Origin of the sequence: Rhodococcus sp. C1 (assembly GCF_020809065.1) — a bacterium.
Classification (GTDB): domain Bacteria; phylum Actinomycetota; class Actinomycetes; order Mycobacteriales; family Mycobacteriaceae; genus Rhodococcus_F; species Rhodococcus_F qingshengii.
The window spans coordinates 2,096,583-2,119,374 of sequence record NZ_CP078080.1; the positions used below are offsets into that span (position 1 = coordinate 2,096,583).

The following is a 22,792-nucleotide window of genomic DNA, read 5'->3' on the forward strand; positions in this document are numbered from 1 at the left end:
GTTCGTGAGCGGTCCCGCTCCCGGGTTCACGGGAGGCCCGCCCGTCAACGGGGTACCGGTGCATGCCGTACCCATGAAGAAGGGTGTGCCCATTCCGGGCGGTGTTCCATTGCGAAAGCTGGAGCGGCGCTCCGGCGGTCGCATCGTCGCCGGTGTTGCAGGCGGTATCGCCGATCATCTCGGGATCGACGTCCTGAAGGTTCGAGTCGCCTTCGCGATTCTGGCGGCGATGGCCGGATCCGGCATCGTGATTTACGGCGCCCTCTGGATCTTCACCTCAGCCGGCACGGACACCCAGAAGCCGTCCGCGGCCGAGCGGCAGCGGGCGTACGGCTTGATCGCACTCGGATTGGGCGGCGCAGCCGCGTTGTCCTGGCTGTTCAGCGGCACAGCGGGTTCGGTGCTCGCACCGTTCTTCGTCGTCGCGATCGGTGCCGCTTTGGTGTGGCGCGAGTTCGACTCCGACGGTCCCCGGACCGTCATCGGCTTGCCGCAGCGGCCTACCGTTCTCACGTGGGCGCGGGTGGTCGGGGGAGCGACGTTGATCATCTTGGGTCTCGGCGTCGTCGTCCTCGCTCAGGTCGACCTCGAAGCACTGCGTTCGTCCCTGCTGGCCGTGGTGGTGACGCTGATCGGTGTCGGTTTGTTGACGGTGCCGCTGTGGCTGCGGATGTGGCGGGCTCTCGGCGCCGAGCGTGCGGCCCGTATTCGCAACGACGAACGTGAAGAGATCGCCTCGCATCTGCACGACTCCGTACTTCAGACGTTGGCGCTGATTCAGAAGCAGTCCGACAATCCGCAAGAGGTGGCGCGCCTGGCCCGTGGTCAGGAACGCGAGCTGCGCAAGTGGTTGTTCAGCGGCGGGGATATCGACCACACGAGCCTGACCGAAGGTCTGAAGATCATCGCCGGTGAAGTGGAGGACCAGCATGGCGTCACGGTCCGCCCCGTCACGGTCGGCGACGTACAACTCGAAGGCGAAGGCGTCGAGAACGGTCTGCCCAAGGAAGCGTTCACCGCGCTCCTCGGTGCGACGCGTGAAGCTCTCGTGAACTCGGCAAAGCACTCGGGGGAGAAGGAAATCAATCTTTTCGCCGAGGTCGAGGGCGACCAGGTCAGTGTGTTCGTTCGTGATCGCGGAGTCGGATTCGACGTCAATGCGGTGCCGGAGGACCGTCAGGGTTTGGCCAAGTCGATTCGTGGTCGCATCGAGCGACGGGGTGGCCGCGTCGTGGTTCGATCCGACATCGGAAAGGGCACCGAGATCCGCGTGCACATGCCGCTCGGTGACTCTGCTCTAAAGTGGGACCAGACTGCTGACCGTGTCGACAACCCCGAGGAACAGCCCCAGTGACTTCGCTTGCGCCGCCCCCGTACCGCGTATTTCTTGTCGACGATCATGCAGTGTTCCGCTCCGGGGTGAGGGCGGAACTCTCGCGCGAGGCAGACATGGACGTAGTCGGTGAAGCCGGTGGCGTCGCTGAGGCGATCGCGGGTATCAACTCGACGAAACCGCATGTCGTTCTGCTCGATGTCCACATGCCTGACGGTGGTGGAGTGGCAGTTCTGCGCGGAATCGATTCCGGCCCGGTGTGCTTGGCGCTCAGCGTTTCCGATGCGGCCGAGGACGTGATCGCGGTGATCCGCGGCGGTGCGCGCGGGTACGTGACCAAGACGATCTCGGGATCCGAACTGGCCGAGGGTGTACGACGCGTTGCCGGTGGTGACGCAGTGTTCGGGCCTCGCCTGGCAGGCTTCGTACTGGACTCCTTCACCGGGCGTTCCAACGCACCCGAGCCGCAACTCGATCCGGAACTCGACTCGCTGACTCCGCGAGAACTCGAAGTGCTCAGATTGCTGGCACGTGGGTACACTTACCGTGAAATCGCCGAGGACCTGGTGATTTCCGTGAAGACGGTCGAGACTCACGCATCGAACGTCCTGCGAAAGACTCAGCAGTCCAATCGCAATGCGTTGACGCGTTGGGCACATCGCCGCCAGATCGACTGAATTCCCGCGCGCTCTTTCGCGATTGCGTGTGAAGGCGCACCATGGACCGATGACGGAACCACTGGCGCTCGCGTCGAAGCGTGGGCGTTGGGTTGTCGCCGCCACCGTTCTCGGCTCGAGCATGGCTCTCCTCGACGGCACCGTCGTCAACATTGCTCTTCCTCACATCGGTGAAGAACTGGGTTCCGGTGTCGCCGGACTGCAGTGGACGCTCAGCGGTTACACCTTGGCCTTGGCGTCGCTGATTCTGCTCGGGGGAGCCCTCGGTGATCGTTGGGGTCGGCGACGGGTATTCGTGTGGGGGACGGTCTGGTTCGCGGTCGCGTCGTTGCTCTGCGGAATTGCACCTGACATCACGTTTCTGGTGATTGCACGAATCCTGCAGGGAGTGGGAGCTGCGCTCTTGACACCTGGCAGCCTTGCCATCATCTCCGCGTCACTTCGTGAGGAGGACCGCGGCGCGGCAATCGGATTGTGGTCGGGTTTAGGTGGTGTTGCCGGCGCCATCGGACCGCTTTTCGGTGGTTGGCTGGTGGAAGTGGCGGGATGGCGATCGGTATTCCTGCTCAATATCCCGCTGGCGATCGTCGTGGTGTGGGCAGCGGTGCGCCATGTACCGGAGAGCCGCGACCCGCATCCGCCCGAGCACCTGGACGTGGTCGGATCTGCCTGCGCAGTAGTCGGTCTCGGCGCACTGACGTACGGGCTGATCGAGGTCAACCCGATAGTCGGGCTGATCGGAGTGATCGCGCTCTGCCTGTTCGTCGTGGTGGAACGACGCTCACCGAGTGCCCTTGTGCCGCCGTCCCTGTTCCGTTCGCGGATGTTCGTCGCGGCCAATCTGGTGACCCTTGCGGTCTATGCGGCGCTGGGCGGTGTGTTCTTCCTGCTCGTGCTGCAACTGCAATTGGTTGCCGGGTACTCGCCGGTGGCTGCCGGCGTCGCAACGGTACCGATCACCGTGGCATTGCTGCTGTTGTCTTCGCGCGCGGGCAGTTACGCGCAGACGCATGGACCGCGTTTGCCGATGACGGTCGGGCCCGCCGTTGCCGCGGTGGGGTTGGTGTTGATGACGCGGATCGGCCCGGATGCGTCGTACCTGACCGTCGTGCTGCCGGGAGTTCTGGTGTTCGGGCTCGGCCTGGCGGTGATGGTCGCGCCGTTGACCGCCGCGGTGCTTGGTTCGGTACCGGTGGAGCAGTCCGGAATCGCATCCGGTGTGAACAATGCCGTTGCTCGAACGAGCCAACTTCTTGCCGTCGCGGCCTTGCCTGCCCTCGTGGGTATCGACGCCGAAAGTCTGGTCGATCCGACGAGTTTCTCCGACGGGTTCCGGTACGCGATGTACATCTGTGTGGCACTGCTGTTGATCGGTGCAGCGATCGCCGCGACGCTGATCCGAACTCCGACAGTAGAGCCTGTTCAGGAAGCGGATTCGGTTGCCTGCAAGCCGCATTGTGATCTGACGGGACCTGCAGTGCAACCGAATCCGATGAGGGACTAGACGCTGATGTCGCGATCGCGGCTGGGCACCAAGGGAATTGCTGCGGCGGGAAATGCCGCGACTATCGCGAAGGCGAGCGGGTAGCCGACCGCGCCGATCAGCGCACCGACCACCGGGCCCACTGCTGACGCGGCAATGAACTGCCCGGTGTTCTGTGCGCCCAATGCTTTTCCTTGCCATTTCGGCCCGGCAGCTTCGGCGACGGAAGTGAATGCCAAACCGTTGTCGGCGACGCTGATAGTGGTTGCCAGCAGCAGGATCAAGGCGGGAACGCCCCAAGGCGCTGTGCCGGCTGCCGCCATTGCCGCCATTGCCAACATGACCGCAGACGCGGAGACGGCAACCAACCGCAGCGGGCCTACTCTGCTTCCGGCGCGATCACTCCAGATGCCGACAACGATGCGTCCGAGTGCACCCACGAACTGGGAAATCCCGATCAGGAGCCCAGCGGGCGCAGCGTCCCATCCTTGCTCGCTGATCAGCCAGACCAGACCGAATGTCGAGAGGGTGAACTGCGGAAACACCAGCAGTGCCGAGACGACGTGAATGCGCCACAGGAACCAGTTCGAGCGATAAGGATTTACCGTTTCGACCGGGATGTCTGTGGGCCGCGCCGCCGGCCGCGGGGGATTGATCAATGCGACGGCGCAGATCAGGGCGAGAACGCCGTTGAGAGCTACCGACAGTCCGACGGCCGAACCGATTCCTACGTTAGCAGCGAGAGTCGGGATGGTCAGCGACGCGATGGTCACGCCCAGGGGCTGTGACATCTGCCGGATTCCCATCGCGAGGCCGCGCCGATCCTTGGGAAACCAGCCGACCACAACACGTCCACTGGCAGCGTTGGTGCTCGCCGCAGCCATTCCGCCCAGCAGAAATGCGATCCCGAGGAGGGTGTAGTTGTCGGTGGTGGTCGCGGCCAGCGCGGCGATCGCCGTCAGGCAGAGCCCGATGGAGATGACCCATTTCTCGCCGAATCTGTCAGCCATCGCTCCCCACGCCACCAGCGTGAGAACCATGCCGAAAGTGGGTGCAGCGGCCAGAGTTCCGGCCTGCGTCAACGAGAGGCCGTGCTCGGAATGCAGCAGCGGGATCAAAAAGGCGGGGGTGCTGACGAAGACGGTGCCTGCGGCCTGGGCTGCGACGCCGATTCCGAGCATCGTCCACGCCTTCGGGGAGACGGCCGTCTTTTCCAGCCGCGACGCCTGCGTCATGGTGCCCTCCGATCTCTACGCTGTTCGACGATGCCGACGCTACTCGCGTGGTTTCACATGTTGAAACCAGAATCCCACTATTTGGTCGAACGTGGACGGTGTCGGGTTGCGAAGTGCCCATCCCTTTTCGAGCGAACGGTACGACGATCGCCTTGGGTGCGCCGAAAGGTACGTTCGCTCGGGAAGGGGTCAGCGACGGGGCAGGCGAACCGTGAAGACCGTGCGACCATCCACCTGGTCGACGCCGATGGTGCCGCCGTGCAGGTGCACGTTCTCGACGGCGAGCGAGAGTCCGAGTCCGCTGCCCTCGCTGCGTCCGCGCGCGGTGTCGACCTTGTAGAACCGCCGAAAGATCGCCTGCCGGTCTTCGGGTGAGATGCCAGGGCCGTGGTCGACGACGGTGATGACGGAGAACCCGGATTCGACGCTCAACTCGACGCGAACCGGGGGCGCTCCGTGGCGCAGTGCATTGCCGACGAGGTTGGCGACGACAATGTCGATCCGACGCGAATCGACTCTGGCGCTGACACTTTCGGGTGCGCGCAGTTCGACGGTATCTGTCCATCCGCGGCTCTCGAGTGTGCGCTCGGTCAATTCGACGAGGTCGACGTCGTCGAGGACGAGGTGCGCTTGCTGAGAGTCGTGGCGAGACATTTCGATGAGGTCTTCGACAAGTCGAGTGAGCTTGCCGATCTCACTGCTCACGATGCGCGCGGCAGCGGCGGCGTCGGGCGGAAGATTGGGGATCTCTTCACGGAGGATCTCACTGACCGGCACCAGTGCTGCGAGCGGCGTCCGGAGCTCGTGGGAGACGTCTGCGACAAACCTTCTCGACTGCTCTTCCGATTCTTCCAGACCTCGGATGACCGCTTCGTTGCGAGCGACCATGTTGTTGAACGTTGTTGTGACCTGCGCGAGTTCGGCTACTCCGTCTTCGGGGAGTCGGACGCTGAGGTCGCCGTCGGCAGCACGGGCGGCCGCCTTGTCCAGGCGTTTGAGCGGACGGACAAGCGTCGACGCGATCCACAGCCCGAGTAGTCCGCTCACCAACACACCGGCGGCGAGGGTGAGGCCGACAGCTCGAAGCAGGTCGTCGAACTTGTCCTGCACTCCTACCAGCGGCCGGATGGTGACGGCTTTGACCAATGTCTCGTTGTCGTAGCTGTCGTCCGCGCTCATGTCCACGACATTGACGGACATTCCCAACATGATGCGCTGGGAGTCGAGCCTCTCGAAACGGATCAGCTTCGGACTGTCCAAACCTTCGTCGAAGCTGGGCGGAATGGTCGCCGCATCCACGGATCCTTGACGGATGACTTCGCCGTCGACGATCAGCGTCATGTCGGACTGGAAGATCTGTTGGAGGTTGGCAGGCGTCAACTCCTCTACCGGTGTTCCGTTGACGTATTGCAGTTCGTCGCGAAATTGTGCGGTCGCGACATCCTGAGCGTTGGAATAGATCCACGACCGCGCCATGAACGAGACGACACCCGCGGTTGCCCCGGCGATGATCACGACGATTGCGATGAACACGAGCACGAGCCTGGTTCGCAGACCGTCGACCTGAAGCCAGGTCGGTCTCATCGGGCTGGGCTGGTGTTGAAGCGATACCCGAACCCGCGCACCGTTTCGATGACGGTCGGTGCGGCCGGGTCGTCCTCGATCTTTCCGCGCAGCCGCTGCACTGCTGCATCGACGATTCTGGAATCACCCAGATACTCCTGGTCCCAGGCTGCGGACAACAACTGTCGGCGGCTCAGGACCTGTCCGGGGTTCTCGGTCAGCGCCAGGATCAGTCGGAGTTCGGTCGGGGTGAGGGTCAGCAGCATCCCGGCCTTGCGGACCTGCAGCGACGACCGATCCAATTCCAGGTCGCCGAACGTCTCTGCACCCGGCGTCGCATCCGGGCGCGTCGTTGCCGGTGCCGAGCGCCGCACGACGGCTTTGATACGAGCGTCGAGGACGCGCGGACTGGCCGGTTTGACGACGTAGTCGTCGGCACCGGCTTCCAGGCCGGCGACGGTGTCGATGTCGTCGGATCGAGCGGTCAGAATGATGATCGGGATCGAACTTCGGGTGCGGATACGTCGGCAGATCTCGTAACCGTCGGCACCCGGCAGCCCGAGGTCGAGTAGGACGAGGTCCGTGGCACCCAGGGCGTCGTCGAAATCACCGTTACCGTCGGGGCGATGGCTGACGTTGTGCCCGAGTCGGTTCAGTCCCAACGTGATTGCCTCGGCCACGGCTGGATCGTCTTCTATGAAAAGAATGCTCACCATGAGCTCACCTTGGACTCGCCATGATCAGGGGCCTTCTGCGGTCGGAGAAATCTCGGTCAGCCAAGGGTACAGGGGTCACACTCGCGAGAGTCGCTCGTTGCCTGAGTCTGCCAGCACCGCATGCCGGGCGACGCTGGTGTTCAACGGAAATGCCGACACAGCGAGGGTGTAGCAGCCGACGAGCAGTAGTGCACCGATCACGTCGCTCGGGCGGTGCCATTGCAGCACGACTACCGAGATCGCGGTTCCGATGGTGATCAGCGCACCGTTGACCGCAACGACCGCCCGCCACCTCGAGGGCGTGACGATCACGATCGCGCAGACCAGAGCAGCTATGGCCGTCAAAGTGCCGCTGGGGAAGGAATTGTGCATCACCAGACCGTTCAGGTCCGGTCGATTCAGCGATTGTTTGAGAACCCAGGCTGTCGTGATGGGGCCGAGGGTCACGACGACGACGCGTAAGGTTAGCGCAATCGGGTTGTTGCGCAATGTGATCATGAGCGCCACGAGCACTCCTCCCACTATCAGTATCGGGGTGACGAGGCCGATGAACTCGGCGGAGAACACGCTGAGGCGTTCGGAGGTGGCCGCGCCCACCATGAGTTGTTGGTCGACGATCTGACCACCGGTCGTGTTGACCGCCAATCCGAATTCGACGACTCCGAGGATCAAGACTGCCAGTGCGGCAATCAGTCTCGCTGGCTTGACTCGTGTCATGATCAGCCTTCCGCTCTCTCGTCCGAGGGGTTGCTCAGTTGTGGCGGGCATTCCCCGCCAGGAGTGGTTGCCAATTCGAAATGCCACATCTCGTTGGCGTAGGTCTGGCAGAGGCCGTAATCGCTGCCGTGCTGAATGAGCCAGTCATCGGCGTCGGTCGGTCCGATGTCGACGGCCTGTCCACTGACATGCTTGGACAGGCTCGGCGAGTGCACCCACTTGGACGCTTCGTCCACGCTGCCGTACTTGACGACGGCTTCGTCGAACAGTCGCTGTTGGTATGCCGCGGACCGCCAACCCGACGTGACGTGCATGTCCACGCCGGATGCCTGTGCGTCGGCCGCTGCCGACTGGAGCGCCGCGAGCAGTGCGGAATCGAGACGGGCAAGCGCGGGCACATGAGTGTCCTGCAAGCTGATGCCGTGCTCGATCTCGCCGCCTGAAGGTCCTGAATCAGGCTGAGTGGCAAGGTAGTTACCGCTCTTCGGTTGTGCTTCTTCTGTGTACGAGCAGGAGCTGAGCGCGACGGCACCGAGCACGACTGCACCGAGTGCGACGAAGCGGATGATTCCGCGGTGGCTGGGCATACAACAGAGACTTCTCGGTCAGTGTCACCGGCAGGTGGTCACCGTTCGTCGACGGTGTCACGGTCTGCAACAGCTCTGTAACAGGACGGAACGGGGCTGGTGAGCGCGCGCTACGCGGGGCGCGGGATCGACGCGAAAGTCGACAGCTCGAACCACGAAGGCAGGCTACGACGCAACGCAGTAGGCCCAGAAATGGTGACGTCACCGGACCGTATGGCGTCCGACCAGGTCAGGTTACCTCGCCAGATCTCGGTCATCTGTCGCAAGCCCGCAGAGACCGACACTGCAACGTCGAAACCCGGATCGATATCGCACATGTCCACCTCACCGGAATTGATGACGAGCCACCAGTTCCGCGAATGTCCACGTACTCCGGAGAATGCGAAGTGCACCACGGTCTTGCCTTCAGGCACCACGGAATGATCCACGCGGCGATGCATGTCCCACAGCAGCAGCTTCGGATCCAGATCTTCGTCGCCCAGTTCACCGATCCACCTGGTACCCCAGATGCCGAGAGCTTCGACCACAGGGCGCAGTTCGCGGCCGGCGTCGGTCAGACGATAGCTGACGACACAGTCGGTTTCTTCTCGCTCCACGATGCCGGCGACCGCGAGTTGGTGAAGCCGGGTCGAGAGCAGAGTCGGTGACATTCGCGGGAGCCCGCGGCGGAGATCGTTGAAATGTTCGCTTCCCATGATCAGTTCGCGGAGGAGAAGCAGTGTCCACCGCTCGTCGAGTAGCTCCATCGCCTTGGCGACGGGGCAGAACTGGTGGTACGAGGACCCCATCTCTCGATCGTAGGCCTCCGGGGTGCTCCGGTACAGATTTCGTACTGGAGAGGAGCGAACCGTCGTCGTAGCGTCGGAGTAACGGCATGAACGCTGTCGGGCTCCGAGTACGAAAATTATTGAAGGAGAACGGTAATGAGTGAATCAACGGGGACTCTCGGGTTGGACCGGGAGCTGAAGGCCAAGCACCGGGCAATGTGGGGGCTCGGTAACTATCCGGCGGTGGCGACGCAGGTCATCGCGGAACTCGGACCTGTATTGGTGCGTGAATGCGGCGTGCAGAAAGGAGATCGGGTGCTCGACGTCGCGGCGGGGTCCGGCAACGCCGCCATTCCGGCGGCTGCGCTGGGTGCGCAGGTGATCGCCACCGACCTGGCTCCCGAACTGTTCGTGGCAGGACGGGAGGCCGCGGCACTCGCGGGTGTCGAACTCGATTGGCAGGAGGCCGATGCCGAGGCTCTTCCGTTCGGCGACAACGAGTTCGACGTAGTGCTCTCGTGCGTCGGTGTGATGTTTGCCCCGCATCATCAGCGCGCCGCGGACGAACTTTTGCGAGTATGCCGACCCGGCGGAAAGATCGGAGTGCTGAGTTGGACTCCGACGGGGTTCATCGGCGAGATGTTCAAAACGATGAAGCCGTATGCACCGCCGCCGCCTCCTGGTTCGCAGCCGGCGCCTTTGTGGGGCGACGAGAACCATGTTCGTGATCTGCTCGGCGATGTTGCCGCAAGGAAAGACGTACTTCGTGTGGACACATTCAGCGGGCCGGAAGATTTCCGCGATTTCTTCAAGGAGAATTACGGCCCGACCATCGCGGTGTACCGGAACATCGCCGGCGATCCTGACCGCACGCAGGCGCTCGATCGCGATCTACTCGAGTTGGCAAAGAAGTACGGCAGCGGAAGCGAGCCGTTCGTGATGGAGTGGGAGTACCTGCTTCTCACCGCGACACCCGATGAGGGCGGTGCATGATGACGACGGTCGAGTTCGCGCCACTGAAATCGGCGATCACGGGTTCTGTGTTCAGCCCCCGAGATCCGGAGTACGACGACGCCAGGTCGATCTGGAACGGGCAGATCGATCATCGTCCGGCGGTGATCGCCAGGTGCCGGTCGGCGTCGGATGTGTCTGTGGCACTTGCATTTGCCAGAGCCCATTCGTTGGAGGTTTCGGTCAGAGGTGGTGGGCATTCCTACCGAGGTACATCGGTGTGTGAAGGCGGTGTGATGATCGATCTCAGTGCGATCAACGTAGTCAGTGTCGCCCCGTCCGCGAAGCGAGCCAGGGTCGGTGGTGGTGCGACGATTGCCGACCTCGACGCCGCGACGCAGGAACACGGATTGGCAGTGACCGGTGGAGTGATCAGTGATACCGGCGTCGGTGGCCTGACCCTCGGCGGCGGCATGGGGTGGTTGACGCGCACGCTCGGCCTGGCGATCGACAATCTGGTGTCGGCAGAGGTGGTGCTCGCCGACGGTTCGATCGTGCGGGCCTCCGAGAACGATCACAGCGACTTGTTCTGGGCGCTGCGCGGCGGCGGCGGAAACTTCGGAGTGGTCACCGAGTTCGAGTACCGTCTGAGCGAGATCGGTCCGGAAGTGCATCTGGGACTGTTCTTCTGGGGGATGGAGGACGGACCCGCAGCGCTTCGTCTGTGCCGCGAAGTGGTGCCTGCCCTGCCGAGAAATGCCGGAGCGATGGTTGCCGTCGGTTTGTCCGCGCCTCCGGCACCGTTTGTTCCGGATCAGTTTCACCTGCTGCCCGGATACGCGTTGCTGGTAGCCGGTTTCGGATCGGAAGAGGAACACTCGAACGCGATTGCGCCGATTCGAGAGGGCGTTCCGACGCTGTTCGAGTTCGTCACCCCGCTCCCGTACATCGGTTTACAGTCGATGCTCGACGAATCGGAACCATGGGGTGCATACGCCTATGAGAAGGCCTTGGACCTGGTGGATTTCTCCGACGACGTGATCGATGTTCTGACCGAGCAAGCGGGCAAGAAATCGTCGCCGATGTCCTTCATGCCGATCTTTCCGCTGCAGGGAGCTTTCACCTCCGTCGGCGAGGACGACACTGCGTTCGGTGGTTCTCGCACACCACATTACGTGTGCAACATGACGGCTACGGCCACCGATGCCGGGACACTGGAATTGGATCGATCGTGGGTGCGTGAGACCTGGGAAGCCTTGCGTCCGTTCTCGTCCAATCAAGGCGGGTACGTCAACTTCATGACCGATGTCGACGAGGACCGAGTGCGAGCGTCCTACGGTGCGGCGAAGTACGCGCGATTGTCCGCCGTCAAGGCGAAGTACGACCCGGACAACGTGTTTCACCTCAACGCAAACATTCTGCCCGCGTAGAGCGTCCGGTCAGGCCGTGAATACCAGGATGACGACGATCAGTGCGGCCAAGATGATGACGGCAACCATGCCTGTCATGGCGAGGGGAGCCCAGGCCACTACCTTGTCGCGGGTGCTGGCATCGGCGGGGCCGGTCGGTATCCGCGGCGGCCAGGAGAACATGTCCATGGGGCTGGGGACGTTCCGCAGTGGCGTGTTCTGTTGCACTGCAGGCAGTCCGGTGATCGTGGAGCCGGTCAGGCGATTGCGGCGGTGTGGGTCGGCGAGTTGTGTGGTGCGGTGAGCCCACGCCGGCACGGCGCCTTCGGACGAGTAGACGGGAGCGTCGATCAACTGCTCGATCGTGCCACCGCCCGTCGCGGCTGCAGCGAGCGCGTCGCGTGCCTGAGCCATCGTCGGACGACGGGTGGGGTCCGGCTCGAGGAGCTGAAGGAGAACGTCGGTGAGCGGTCCGGACTTGGTGGGTCGGTAGATCTCGGCCTTGGCGACACGATGCAGTAGAGCGATGGCGTCCGAGTCGATGCCGAAGGGCGGTTGACCCTCGATCACCGTGTAGAGCGTCGACCCGAGTGAGAAGACGTCACTGGCCTCGGTGGGATCGTCGCCGCGGGCAACTTCGGGTGCAAAGTACGCGGGAGTGCCGGTGATGACCTCGTCCTGGGTGTCGGATACGTCGCTCTTTGCGCGGGCGATGCCGAAGTCACTGATCTTGACGGTGCCGAGAGACTTGCCTCGGTCGGCGATCAGGATGTTGCCGGGCTTGATGTCGCGGTGGACGATGCCGGCGGCGTGCGCCTCGGTGAGTGCCGCAGCGATCTGCGCGCCGATCTGCGCGACCTCCAGCGGTGGCAACGTGTCGGCCAGGTTCATCGCCTGGGCGAGGCTGCGGGCGGGGAAGTACTCCATGACCAACCACGGTTCACCGGACTCGATCGCGACGTCGTACATGGCGATGGAGTGGGGGTGGGTGAGCTTTGCGGCGTTCCTGCCTTCGCGCAATGTACGTTCACGGACCTCTTCGGCCGTTTCGGTGTCGAGGCCTTCCGTGCTTGTGACCTGTTTCACCGCGACGTCACGGCTGAGGAGGGTGTCGCGGGCCAGCCAGACGGCGCCCATGCCTCCGTCGCCGATCTTGGAGCGGAGTCGGTACCGCCCCGCCAGCAGGTATTCGGGCCCGATGCCCCTCCCGGTCTGCTCCTGAGCTGTCACATCTCAAGGTTAATGGATTGATGCCACTGTGACGCCCGAGGCTCCTGTGAACTGGGTTTTTTGCTCTGCTTGACGTGTCGGGGGTGACACGGTTTACTGAAAACAGTTCGAAAATATGTTCGAAATTGCTGTTCGTTGGATGCATGTCAGACCCGACTTCCCCGCGGTTTGCCGGCTGGTTATGGATTGCTGCCGAGTGGGTTTTTCCGGTGTTCCGGAGGATGGGGATGACCGAGGTGACCGAGTTGGTGGAGCTGTCGGCAGATGCGGCGGGGTTGTCCCGTCAGGATCGGCTGGCACAGCTCCGCCGACAGATCGCGTCCATTCCCTCTCGCGGCGATACGTCGTTTTCGGGACCGAGTGTTTCCGTGGCTGGTGTTTCCGGGACAAGTGCAGCAGCCTTCGAGAGTGTTGCCGACCGGGAAATGCCGGTCGTGGACCGCGCGCACAAGGCTGGTGTTCTCCCAGTGCCGGAAGGTATCGGGGCATTGCTACCGCAGGGCGGTTTGGTGCGCGGAACCGTGGTGTCCGTCGAGGGCGCTGCTTCCTTGCTCTTGGGATTGGTCGCGTCCGTGACGGCGTCCGGGGGGCATGTGGCAGTCATCGGGCAACCTCGACTGGGATTGCTGGCGGCGTACGAGATGGGTGCGCAACTGGAACGTCTGGCGCTCATTCCGGCGCCTGGGCCGGATCCGGTCGAGATCGCTGCTGTGCTGCTCGACGGTATGGATCTGGTGATTCTGGGATTGGCGGGTGCGTCGGTATCCCCGTCGCGTGCGCGAGCGGTGGTGGCGCGCGCCCGGAGCAAGGGCTCGACTCTTGTTGTCACCGAAGGTCACTGGGACGGGGCCGAAGTTCGGTTGGACGCTCGGGTTCATGGTTACGGTGGGTTCGGTCAGGGCCGTGAGTTGGGGCGTGGTCGGCTCAGTTCCCTGAGCCTCGCGGTTCGTGCTCGGGGGCGCTCGTTCCAGCCCCGGACCACGCGTCTGGACATCTGTAGTGCAGCCGGGCGGGTCGAGTGGGTACCTTCCCGGCCGGTCGAGGCCGTGTCGGAGCAGGTGGTGTCGGAGCAGGTGGTGTCGTCGCGGGTGGTGTCGTCGCGGGTGGTGTCACTGTGAGCAGAGTTCTGGCGTTGTGGTGCCCGGACTGGCCGGCGGTGGCAGCGGCAGCGCTTGCCGATCTTCCTGCCACGCATCCTGTCGCGGTCACCTCGGGTAATCGGGTGATCGCATGTTCGGCGACGGCCCGAGCGGAGGGAGTGCGACGAGGCCTGCGCCGACGCGAGTCGCAGGCCCGCTGCCCGGAACTGTATGTGGCGATGGCAGATCCGGAACGCGACGCCAGATTGTTCGAGCCGGTCGCCGCGGCCATCGATGCGGTGGCACCGGGCGTCGAGGTACTTCGTCCTGGTTTGTTGGTGCTCAGTGCGCGAGGTGTCAGTCGGTACTTCGGTTCGGAGGAAGCCGCGGCGGAACGATTGGTGGATCAGGCATCTGCTGCGGGCGTCGAGAGTCAGGTGGGTGTGGCGGATCAACTGTCCACAGCGGTCATTGCCGCGCGCCGGGCAGCGCTGGTGCCGCCGGGGGAGGGGGCACGGTTTCTGGCGCCGCTACCCATGCCGGAGTTGGCGGCCGAGCCCAGTCTGTCTGCGCCGCATCGCGGGGAGTTGGTGGATCTGCTGCGCAGGCTCGGGATCAGAACCATCGGTGCTTTCGCGGATTTACCGGCAGTGGACGTCGCTTCGCGTTTCGGGGCCGATGCGGTGCTCGCGCATCGTGCGGCGCGCGGTGAACCCGAGCGGCCACCGTCGGCGCGGACGCTTCCGCCGGATCTGGAAGTGGAGCAGCATTACGATCCGTCGATCGAGCGGGTGGATGCCGCAGCGTTTGCCGGGCGCGCCTTGGCGAGTCTCCTGCACGACAAATTGTCGGCTGCCGCAGTGGCGTGCACCCGCCTGTCGATTTCGGCCAGCACGGGCAACGGTGAAAATCTTTCTCGGACTTGGCGTTGCGCCGAACCTCTGACACCGGAGGGAACGGCCGATCGAGTGCGATGGCAACTGGACGGCTGGCTCACCGGGCGCAGTGAGACCCGGCCGACCGCAGGCATAGCGGTGTTGCGTCTGGAACCGGTGGAGGTGGTCAGTGCCGGCGCTTTGCAGTTGGGGCTGTGGGGCGGTGTCGGCGACGAGGAGGAGCGGGCCAGGCGAGCATTGGTGCGCGTGCAAGGTCTTCTGGGCGGCGAATCGGTTCAGGTCGGTGTCCTGAGCGGTGGTCGAGGGCCCTCGGAGCGAATTACCCTGTTGCCCTTGGGTGACGAGCGGGTAGCTGCTCATGATCCGACAGCCCCGTGGCCTGGTCGTCTGCCGCAGCCGTCTCCGGGGTCGATCTTCGTCGACAATCCCAAGGTATGGCTGGAGGATGTGGCCGGCAACGCCGTGTACGTCACTGAGCGCGGTGTCTTCAGCTCGCAGCCGGGAAGGCTGAAGTGGGGGAGCAAGGAATGGGCAGTGCAGGGATGGGCCGGGCCCTGGCCGGTGGACGAGCGATGGTGGGACGAAGCCTCGGCGCGCACGGCCGCGCGGGCTCAGGTGCTGTTGGAGGAATCGCGGGCGTTGCTGATGATCTGTGAAGGCGGTGGATGGTCGGTGGAGGGCGTGTACGAATGAGCTCGTAGGTACAGCCAGCTGTACCGGACATGGTCGAGTCGACTGTACGAACAGTAGGGGCGCTGGCGCCATCGCACCGACGCCATCGGGCGCCTAGCGTTGATGACATTCAAAAACTCACTGTTGCAATGATTCTCGTCGTTGCAACTCTTCGCGAGGAGTGTCATGAAAACGGCGGGTCGAGCTGACGTTTCCGGAACCGATCGACTTCACTACGAGCCGATGGAGCTACGCGACGCACAACTTCTGGCGTACGACGAGACCGGCGAAGGCCGGATCGTGGAGGTGTTCGGCGATGTCGCCACCGCCGAGCACATCATGATCTTCGTGCCGGGCAACGACAACGGACTGGGAAACTACTTCGACGAGAACCGTCCGACAGGACCACGCGCGAGCGGATGGACGCTGGGAAGGATGCTCCGAACGCTCGGGCCGAACGACCGCGTCGCGGTGATCGTGTGGGTCGGTTATCGGACGCCGTGGGGATTTCTCGAGTCGTTCTCCCGGACACTTGCAGAACTTGGTGCGATAGATCTGGCGCGGTTGACTCGTATCCTGCCGCGATCGGCGCATGTGACGCTCGTCGGACACAGCTACGGGGCCGTGGTGTGCGGACTCGCTCTCCCGTCGGCGCGAGTGGACGATTGCGTGGTGCTGGGTAGTCCGGGGATGGGGACCAGTTCGCGCGAAGACCTGTGCTTTGCCGGAAATCTCTGGGCTGCGCTTGGTCCGTCGGACTGGATCCGCTACTTCCCACGCGTGAAGATCGGCCGCATCGGGCACGGCCCGTCTCCAGTTCGGGCGCAGCACGGAGCCATTGTTTTCGGTACCGGTGCCGTTCGAGGGCATTGCGGCTACTTCGCCGATGCAAGCGAGTCGCTGCGAAACATCGCGAGGATCGGACTCGGTCGCTACGACGAGGTCACGCGAGCAGGGGAGTTGCAGCCTCGGCTGACCGCGTCAGCAATCCGTGAGGACGGGTCTATCCTGGGAACTCGTGAGTGTCGCTAACGTACGAAGTGCCGGCGGGGTCCAGATCAGCTACCGCGATTCCGGCTCGCATCCCAGTGTGGCCGATCTGCCTCCGGTAGTCCTCGTGCACGGGATGGGCGGCGACAGCGGTACCTGGGACAAGTTCGCGCGGACCTTGCGATCACGCAACCGGCGAGTTGTCTCGGTCGACCTTCGCGGCCACGGCCGGAGCGCTCGTGCGTCGTCGTATCTGTTCGAGGAGTTCGCGGACGACGTCATGGACGTGTGTGATCATCTCGAACTCGAGCAGGTGGATCTGGTCGGCCACTCGCTCGGCGGGCACGCGGCGTCGTTGATCGCGCAGAAACGTCCCACTGCGGTGCGGAAGTTGGTCATCGAGGAAGCGCCGTTGCCGCTACGTGCAGGTGACCCGGAACAGGTGTTCGCGAGAAAATTGCCGAGTGTCCCAGAACTGTGGCACGCCACAACAAGTTTGGTGCGGCATCCGCGAGCCGCGTTGACGTTCGATCGCTCGATGACACGGTCCGCGCTCGAGCAGTTCCGCCGACCGGATCCGCAGTGGTGGGATCGGTTGCCGCTCATCGAGGCTGACATGTTGTTCCTGCGTGGAGGTCTGGGCGGGATGGTGGATCCTGTTCGCCTCGACGCTGTTGCGGCCACCGTCGCACGCTGCGAATTGGTCTCTTTCCGTACCGGCCACAGTGTCCACCGCGACGGTCATCGCCAATTCGAATCCGTTGTGTTGCCGTTCATTTCCTGAAAGCGCAATACTCGATCGGTGATGCCACGAACCCATCCGAAACGTGTGTGGCACCGAATGTACTTCTATGCATACCAACGGCAACGACTGGTCCGCACACGAATACATCGACGCGGTAGCACGGTCCGTTCACGGTGAGACAGTTCGATGGCCGCAGGGGCCGAGCATGGATGCGGTGATCGTCCTTCCCGTTCATGCCAGGCACCATCCGGGGAAGAACGCAGTTCTGCTCTGGAATCACGACTTCGGTTGGTCGTGGGGCGTCGAGGAGGCTGATGTGCGAAGGACGATTTCGATAGTCGACACCCTCGGTATCGGCCGGACACCGGATCCGCTGCGCTGTGCGGATCGGGTTATCGAACTGATCAGCGCACGGGCAGTTTGCTCGAGCATGTGTAGCGAAGAGTGATTCGGTCAACTCTGGGGCGACAACGCCTCCGAGAGGACGACGCCCGTGAACCCAGAGAACGATCCAGCTCCGCATTGTCATTCACTGCCGCGCCGGACGTTCCTCGGTGGCGTCGGTGCCCTTGTCCTCGCGGGAGTGGCAGACGTCGCGGCCGGCGCGGTGAGCGCGGCGCCGGTACAAGCAGCACCCGCCGATCGGTTTCCGCAGAAACCCAACATCGTTGTCATCATCACCGATCAGGAACGCCGGCCGATGTACTGGCCACAAGGCTGGGCTGAACAGAATCTGCCCAACCGCAAGAGGATTGCCGATCACGGGCTGAGTTTCGACCAGGCAGTGTGCAACACCGCGATGTGCTCGCCCAGTCGCAGTACGTTCTTCACCGGCCTCTACCCCGCGCAGCACGGGGTCACCAGAACGCTCACCGAAGGTGGCACTGTCTCACCCACCGAGCCGCAGTTGCAGGTCTCCGAACAGAACATGGCAAAGCTGCTGGCGTCGGCCGGCTACAACGTCCAGTACCGGGGGAAATGGCATCTGAGCAAAGGCGTCGAGGGTGGTGATCCGACAAGCGAGGACGTGGCAGGATTCGGCTTCGAGGGGTGGATTCCGCCGGACGCGGGCCAGGACACCAATCCGGATCACTTCGGTGGCGGGTGCGCAGACCATGATCGCCGTGTCGCCGAGGAAGCTGTCGAGTTCCTCTCCGGACCCGCAGTCAAATCCGGACAGCCTTGGGCGCTGATCGTCTCGTTCGTGAACCCGCACGATGTCCTCGCGTACCCCCAGACGTGGAACGCGATGAACGGCACGTGCGACAACTACGGATCGGACGCGCCGGGCGCCTTCGAGCAGGGTATCGACTTGCCGCCCACCTTCGACGAGATCCTGGCGCTCAATCACAAACCGACAGCCCAGGTTCAGTCGGAACTGCTGTTGGCAGCCGGGCTCGGGCCGCTGCTCGGACCCGATCAGGCGCGTAACTACATCAACTTCTACGCCTATATGCACAAGGTGGTCGACGAACACATCGGCAGCGTGCTCGACGCGATCGAAGCCACTCCACAGATGCTCGACGACACGGTGATCGTTCGGATGTCCGATCACGGGGAGATGGGGATGAGCCACGGAGGTTTGCGGCAGAAAGTGTTCAACGCCTACGAGGAAACACTGCGCGTTCCACTGGTCATCAGCAACCCCTTGCTGTTTCCCGAACCCGTTCGCACCGACGCCCTGGCGTCGTTGATCGACGTGATGCCCACTCTCGCCACGCTCGCCCAAGCGCCTGCGCGTCAATCGTGGAACTTCCTGGGTACCGATCTGACACCGGTCATCGTCGACGCTGCCGCTTATCCGCAAAGTCCCAGCGCGCAGGTTCAGGACACGATTCTGTTCACCTACGACGATCAGAACTGTGCGACGCCCGACGGTCAGAACATCGTCACGCAGCCCAACCACATTCGGTGCATACGCGAGAGTCGCTGGAAGTACACGATGTACTTCGATCCTGCGGGAGTTGCTGCGCCGCAATACGAACTGTACGACTTACAAGCCGACCCCTTGGAACTGAACAATCTCGCCAATCCGCTCAACATCGGTTCGTATCGGCCGGATCTGGCAGCTCAGATGAACGCCAAGCTCTTCGCAGTGATGGAGACCAAGGGTGTTTCCCTGAAGGAATAGATCGAATTTCGTCAAAACTGATTCACGTTTCAGTTCTGCGGGCATGCTGGTGGGGCATCTGTCTTCGGTTCGGGAAGAAGGAATGTCATGACTGTCACCTCGCCGGGGCGAGAAGGTTTCAGTACTCTTCGGTCGGGAGGGTTGAACTGGGATTCGTTCCCACTCCGATTGTTCACCAAGGGAAACGCCAAATTCTGGAACCCAACCGACCTCGATTTTTCGCAGGATGCCCGTGACTGGCAGGAGCTGACCAGCGAACAACAGCGCAGCGCCACCTTCCTGTGTGCGCAGTTCATCGCCGGTGAAGAAGCCGTCACCGAAGACATCCAACCGTTCATGAAAGCAATGTCGACCGAGGGACGTTTCGGCGACGAGATGTACTTGACGCAGTTCTGTTTCGAGGAAGCCAAGCACACCCAGGTGTTTCGGCTGTGGATGGACGAAGTGGGATTGACCAGTGACCTGCATTCCTACGTCGCTGACAATCCGTACTACCGGCAACTGTTCTACGAGGAGCTGCCGTCGTCGCTACGCATTCTCGAGACAGACCCCAGCCCGGTCAACCAGGTGCGTGCCAGCGTCACGTACAACCACGTCATCGAGGGCAGTCTGGCGTTGACGGGTTACTACGCCTGGCAGAAAGTTTGTGCGACGCGCGGAATCCTCCCTGGCATGCAGCAATTGGTGCGAAAGATCGGTGACGACGAACGACGGCACATGGCTTGGGGAACGTTCACCTGCCGAAGGCACGTCGCCGCCGACGATCACAACTGGGACGTCGTCCAGCAGCGGATGGGTGAACTCATGCCCATGGCCCTCGGAATGATCAACTGGGTCAACGATCAATTCGAGGTGCAGCCGTTCGGTTTGGACAATCAGGAGTTCCTCGAGTATGCCGCAGACCGTGCGCAGCGCCGACTTTCGGCGATCGAGTCTGCACGCGGGCGCGACGTCGCCGAGATCGACCTCGACTATTCGCCGGAGACCCTCGAGGAAAAGTTCGGGGCAGAAGATGCCGCTGCGATGAGTGAGGCGGCCAAATGACTGCGAATTCTATTGGGGCCAAGCCGAGTTCTGGATGACCTCGACAAAATCGATGTGCCGAAATCCCGGCACGAAATGTTCGAGTACGTCAGCGTTCACCGTCCCGAACGTGCTTTCGGGACGGTGCTTGAAGCCGTCGGTGAAGGCCTTCAAGATCTGATTCTTGAAATCCGGACGGGGGTGGGCCGCGGTGACGGCGTCGATGTCGGCCTGGTCGAGTTCGCTGTATCCGATTCCGAGTACATCGGTCTCCACACCCGCTGTCACCAAGGCGATTTCGGGCTCCAGCCGCGAGGGGACCTCGGGCGTCGTATGTAGAGCGATGCCTTCCCACACTTTGCGGATGTCGGTTTCGTCGACTTCGTAGCCGGTGAGGAATCGCCGCGCTTCGTCCGCGCTGTCCAATTCGAATCGCGCCGTACTGTCCCGGAATTTCTCGGTGAGCCCCAGGTCGTGAAACATGGCGCCGACGTAGAGCAATTCAGGGTCGGCGTGCAGTCCCAAACGCGCGCCTTGCAGCGATCCGAAGAGGAAGACGCGTCGCGAGTGGTGAAACAGTAACTCGGACGCCGTATCTCGGACGAGTTCGGTGGCGTCGGCAGCCATCTTCGAATCGGGGATTTTCACACCGGCAATGATCGTGTTCATCGGTACCTGCTCTGCTCGTCGCTGCTGCGAATTTCTCGGTCCGTCCCAGTGTCGGTCGAGCACGCACGCGGGCGCACCCTGATCTCGGCCATACTGTCCACAGATCAGGACGAAGGGGAGCGATCGTGACCGCAGTGCATCGAGTTGCCGTCCTGGTGTTCGACGGCGTCAAACTGCTCGACGTCGCAGGTCCGAGTGAGGTGTTCGCAGAGGCCAATCGCGGCGGAGCGAACTACGAGTTGGTGATCTGCTCGGTAGGTGGACACGATGTCGACTCGTCGACCGGCATGCGCATTCCGGTCGACTGTGACGTCGCAGATTCCGGTTCCTTCGACACGTTGCTGGTCATGGGTGGCGACGTGTTCCCGTCGATGCCGGTGAGTCCGGAACTGCGTGACGCAGCGAGCGATCTGGCGGGACGTTCGGGTCGGGTTGCCTCGATCTGTACCGGGACTTTCATCCTGGCGGCGAGTGGACTGCTCGACGGACGCCGCGCAACGACGCATTGGCAACACACGGCAACGCTGGCGCGCGCCTATCCGCAGATCACGGTAGTTCCCGACGCCATTTTCATCCAGGACGGCACGGTGTTCTCGTCTGCGGGTGTGACCGCCGGGATCGATCTCGCGCTCGCATTGCTCGAGCGAGATCATGGTGCAGAAATGGCCCGACGCGTCGCACAGCTTCTGGTGGTATTTCTCCAGCGTCCAGGTGGGCAGTCACAGTTCTCGCCGTCGTTGAGCGGGCCGCGGCCCCGGGTGCCCGCGCTTCGCGCAGTGGTCGAGGCGGTGGCCGCCGATCCGGCGGGGGAGTACTCGGTCGACGAACTGGCTGCCCTGGCGCACCTGAGCCCACGGCATCTGACGAGGCTCTTTCGGGAAGAACTCGGTACGACGCCGGCCAAATACGTCGAGTTGATCCGTTTCGACTCCGCGAAAGCGCTCCTCGATGCCGGCCACTCGGTGACCGAAGCCGCGCAATTGGCGGGATTCGGCAGTTCGGAATCCCTACGACGAGCATTTTCGACGCATCTCGGAATCTCGCCGCAGGTGTACCGCCGTCGTTTTCAAGCTTTCGGCTGAGACTGACTTTCGTGCTTGCCTTGCGGCGGGCTCATGCCCTGCTTGTCGAGCCAGGCAAGGCTGTAGTCCGCGATCTCACGCCAGCCGTGGTCGATGGTCAGCGAGTGACCTCGATCGCCGAAGACCTTGTATTCGTTGATCGTCGGGGCCTTGGCGTACTTCTTGAACGAGCTGTCCGAACTGGCTTTCGGGACTGTGCGATCCTTGCCGCCGCCGATCATCAGGAGTGGCCCGCGGCGAGCGTTGAAATCTACTGCAGCGGGGCTGTGGGGCGCGAAGTTGGCGAGTGCTGCCTCGAACAACGGCCGACCAGGGGCGGGAATCGCATACTGCTCGAACAAGGCGTCGGACTCGTCCTTGGACACGGCGCTGGCAAAGGATTTGTGGAACGACTCTCTGTTGTGTGAGTACGCCTTCCGGTAGTTCCCGGGGTTGGACAGGACCGGGAAAACACTGCCCAGTTGAACGAGGGGAAGTTTCAACACCCCTTTGGGCTGAGCCGGGTCGATGGCAATTGCCGCGGTCGCCAGCTTCTGGCCCAGAAGTTTCTGCGCGATCAAACCTCCGAACGAATGCCCCACCACGATCGGTGGTTCGTCGAGATCGGCTATCACCTTGGCGTAGTGATCCGTCACGTCCTCGATGCCGTGTCCCGCGATGTCTTCCGGGTGTTCACGCGTCTCACCCACGGTCGACGCGTCCCCTGGCCATCCCGGCGCCATTGTGGAGTACCCCTGCGCGCTGAAAACCTGCGCCCAGGGGTCCCAGGTGGTCGGGTGCATCCAAAGTCCGTGGATGAACAGAACAGTCGGGTTGGACTTGGGCGACATGCGCGCT

The 22,792-nt window shown here is 63.0% G+C and carries 22 protein-coding genes; 13 read left to right on the forward strand and 9 right to left on the reverse strand.

What is annotated here, in order from left to right; translation table 11 throughout:
• Positions 1-73: 73 nt before the first annotated feature.
• From KTR60_RS09645 to KTR60_RS09655, 3 genes are read left to right on the forward strand one after another with little or no spacing between them, the layout of a single operon-like run.
• Complete coding sequence (locus KTR60_RS09645; protein WP_037125680.1) at positions 74-1,354, forward strand: ATP-binding protein; 1,281 nt, start codon at positions 74-76, stop codon at positions 1,352-1,354.
• Positions 1,351-2,010 carry a response regulator gene (locus tag KTR60_RS09650; RefSeq protein ID WP_003940972.1) on the forward strand — a complete coding sequence of 220 codons (660 nt, stop codon included), beginning with the start codon at positions 1,351-1,353 and terminating at the stop codon, positions 2,008-2,010. The genes KTR60_RS09645 and KTR60_RS09650 overlap by 4 nt, the downstream gene beginning before the upstream one ends.
• Before the next feature lie 49 nt (positions 2,011-2,059).
• Entirely contained in the window at positions 2,060-3,514 is a 1,455-nt protein-coding gene (locus KTR60_RS09655) for an MFS transporter (protein WP_007727505.1), read from the forward strand.
• Here KTR60_RS09655 and KTR60_RS09660 read toward each other — a convergent pair.
• From KTR60_RS09660 to KTR60_RS09685, 6 genes are all read right to left on the reverse strand, one after another.
• On the reverse strand, positions 3,511-4,728 hold the full coding sequence (locus tag KTR60_RS09660; RefSeq protein ID WP_228402072.1) for an MFS transporter: 1,218 nt from the start codon (positions 4,726-4,728) through the stop codon (positions 3,511-3,513). The genes KTR60_RS09655 and KTR60_RS09660 overlap by 4 nt on opposite strands.
• A gap of 189 nt (positions 4,729-4,917) precedes the next feature.
• Entirely contained in the window at positions 4,918-6,312 is a 1,395-nt protein-coding gene (locus tag KTR60_RS09665; RefSeq protein WP_228402073.1) for a sensor histidine kinase, read from the reverse strand.
• On the reverse strand, positions 6,309-7,007 hold the full coding sequence (locus KTR60_RS09670) for a response regulator transcription factor (protein ID WP_003940940.1): 699 nt from the start codon (positions 7,005-7,007) through the stop codon (positions 6,309-6,311). Before KTR60_RS09670 ends, KTR60_RS09665 begins: the two co-directional genes overlap by 4 nt.
• Positions 7,008-7,082: 75 nt before the next feature.
• Complete coding sequence (locus KTR60_RS09675) at positions 7,083-7,724, reverse strand: phosphatase PAP2 family protein (RefSeq protein ID WP_228402074.1); 642 nt, start codon at positions 7,722-7,724, stop codon at positions 7,083-7,085.
• 2 nt (positions 7,725-7,726) lie between these two features.
• Complete coding sequence (locus tag KTR60_RS09680; RefSeq protein WP_228402075.1) at positions 7,727-8,311, reverse strand: M15 family metallopeptidase; 585 nt, start codon at positions 8,309-8,311, stop codon at positions 7,727-7,729.
• A 110-nt stretch (positions 8,312-8,421) separates the two neighbouring features.
• Positions 8,422-9,099: a winged helix-turn-helix transcriptional regulator gene (locus tag KTR60_RS09685; protein WP_003940889.1), complete on the reverse strand. Its 678-nt coding sequence runs from the start codon at positions 9,097-9,099 to the stop codon at positions 8,422-8,424.
• Between the two features lie 135 nt (positions 9,100-9,234).
• Here KTR60_RS09685 and KTR60_RS09690 point away from each other — a divergent pair, with 135 nt between their 5' ends.
• A complete protein-coding gene (locus tag KTR60_RS09690; protein ID WP_042449717.1) occupies positions 9,235-10,071 on the forward strand; it encodes a class I SAM-dependent methyltransferase in 837 nt (278 codons plus the stop codon).
• On the forward strand, positions 10,068-11,459 hold the full coding sequence (locus tag KTR60_RS09695) for an FAD-binding oxidoreductase (protein ID WP_003940869.1): 1,392 nt from the start codon (positions 10,068-10,070) through the stop codon (positions 11,457-11,459). Before KTR60_RS09690 ends, KTR60_RS09695 begins: the two co-directional genes overlap by 4 nt.
• A gap of 9 nt (positions 11,460-11,468) precedes the next feature.
• On the opposite strand, the gene KTR60_RS09700 is transcribed toward KTR60_RS09695, so the two are convergent.
• The gene (locus KTR60_RS09700) at positions 11,469-12,668 is read right to left on the reverse strand and encodes a serine/threonine-protein kinase (protein ID WP_003940952.1); all 1,200 of its coding nucleotides are present in this window, start codon (positions 12,666-12,668) and stop codon (positions 11,469-11,471) included.
• Positions 12,669-12,895: 227 nt separating this feature from the next.
• Here KTR60_RS09700 and KTR60_RS09705 point away from each other — a divergent pair, with 227 nt between their 5' ends.
• From KTR60_RS09705 to KTR60_RS09735, 7 genes are all read left to right on the forward strand, one after another.
• Positions 12,896-13,786, forward strand: coding sequence for a hypothetical protein (locus KTR60_RS09705; protein WP_003940694.1), 891 nt, complete (start codon positions 12,896-12,898; stop codon positions 13,784-13,786).
• A complete protein-coding gene (locus KTR60_RS09710; protein WP_228402076.1) occupies positions 13,783-15,336 on the forward strand; it encodes a DNA polymerase Y family protein in 1,554 nt (517 codons plus the stop codon). The genes KTR60_RS09705 and KTR60_RS09710 overlap by 4 nt, the downstream gene beginning before the upstream one ends.
• A gap of 165 nt (positions 15,337-15,501) precedes the next feature.
• Positions 15,502-16,347, forward strand: coding sequence for an alpha/beta hydrolase (locus tag KTR60_RS09715; RefSeq protein ID WP_228402077.1), 846 nt, complete (start codon positions 15,502-15,504; stop codon positions 16,345-16,347).
• The gene (locus KTR60_RS09720; protein WP_030535116.1) at positions 16,334-17,089 is read left to right on the forward strand and encodes an alpha/beta fold hydrolase; all 756 of its coding nucleotides are present in this window, start codon (positions 16,334-16,336) and stop codon (positions 17,087-17,089) included. The genes KTR60_RS09715 and KTR60_RS09720 overlap by 14 nt, the downstream gene beginning before the upstream one ends.
• A 67-nt stretch (positions 17,090-17,156) precedes the next feature.
• Positions 17,157-17,498 carry a DUF6292 family protein gene (locus KTR60_RS09725; protein WP_228402078.1) on the forward strand — a complete coding sequence of 114 codons (342 nt, stop codon included), beginning with the start codon at positions 17,157-17,159 and terminating at the stop codon, positions 17,496-17,498.
• A 45-nt stretch (positions 17,499-17,543) separates the two neighbouring features.
• A complete protein-coding gene (locus KTR60_RS09730; protein ID WP_228402079.1) occupies positions 17,544-19,181 on the forward strand; it encodes a sulfatase-like hydrolase/transferase in 1,638 nt (545 codons plus the stop codon).
• 87 nt (positions 19,182-19,268) lie between these two features.
• Positions 19,269-20,225, forward strand: coding sequence for a R2-like ligand-binding oxidase (locus tag KTR60_RS09735; protein WP_019747614.1), 957 nt, complete (start codon positions 19,269-19,271; stop codon positions 20,223-20,225).
• A 9-nt stretch (positions 20,226-20,234) separates the two neighbouring features.
• Here KTR60_RS09735 and KTR60_RS09740 read toward each other — a convergent pair whose 3' ends face one another.
• Positions 20,235-20,873, reverse strand: a complete 639-nt coding sequence (locus KTR60_RS09740; RefSeq protein ID WP_007727481.1) for an HD domain-containing protein — start codon at positions 20,871-20,873, stop codon at positions 20,235-20,237.
• Positions 20,874-20,998: 125 nt separating this feature from the next.
• Between KTR60_RS09740 and KTR60_RS09745 the strand changes: the two genes are divergently transcribed.
• Positions 20,999-21,955: a GlxA family transcriptional regulator gene (locus KTR60_RS09745; RefSeq protein ID WP_228402080.1), complete on the forward strand. Its 957-nt coding sequence runs from the start codon at positions 20,999-21,001 to the stop codon at positions 21,953-21,955.
• On the opposite strand, the gene KTR60_RS09750 is transcribed toward KTR60_RS09745, so the two are convergent.
• Positions 21,940-22,785 (reverse strand): alpha/beta hydrolase, encoded by an 846-nt coding sequence (locus KTR60_RS09750; protein WP_003940761.1) that lies wholly within the window; start codon positions 22,783-22,785, stop codon positions 21,940-21,942. The genes KTR60_RS09745 and KTR60_RS09750 overlap by 16 nt on opposite strands.
• Positions 22,786-22,792: the final 7 nt, after the last annotated feature.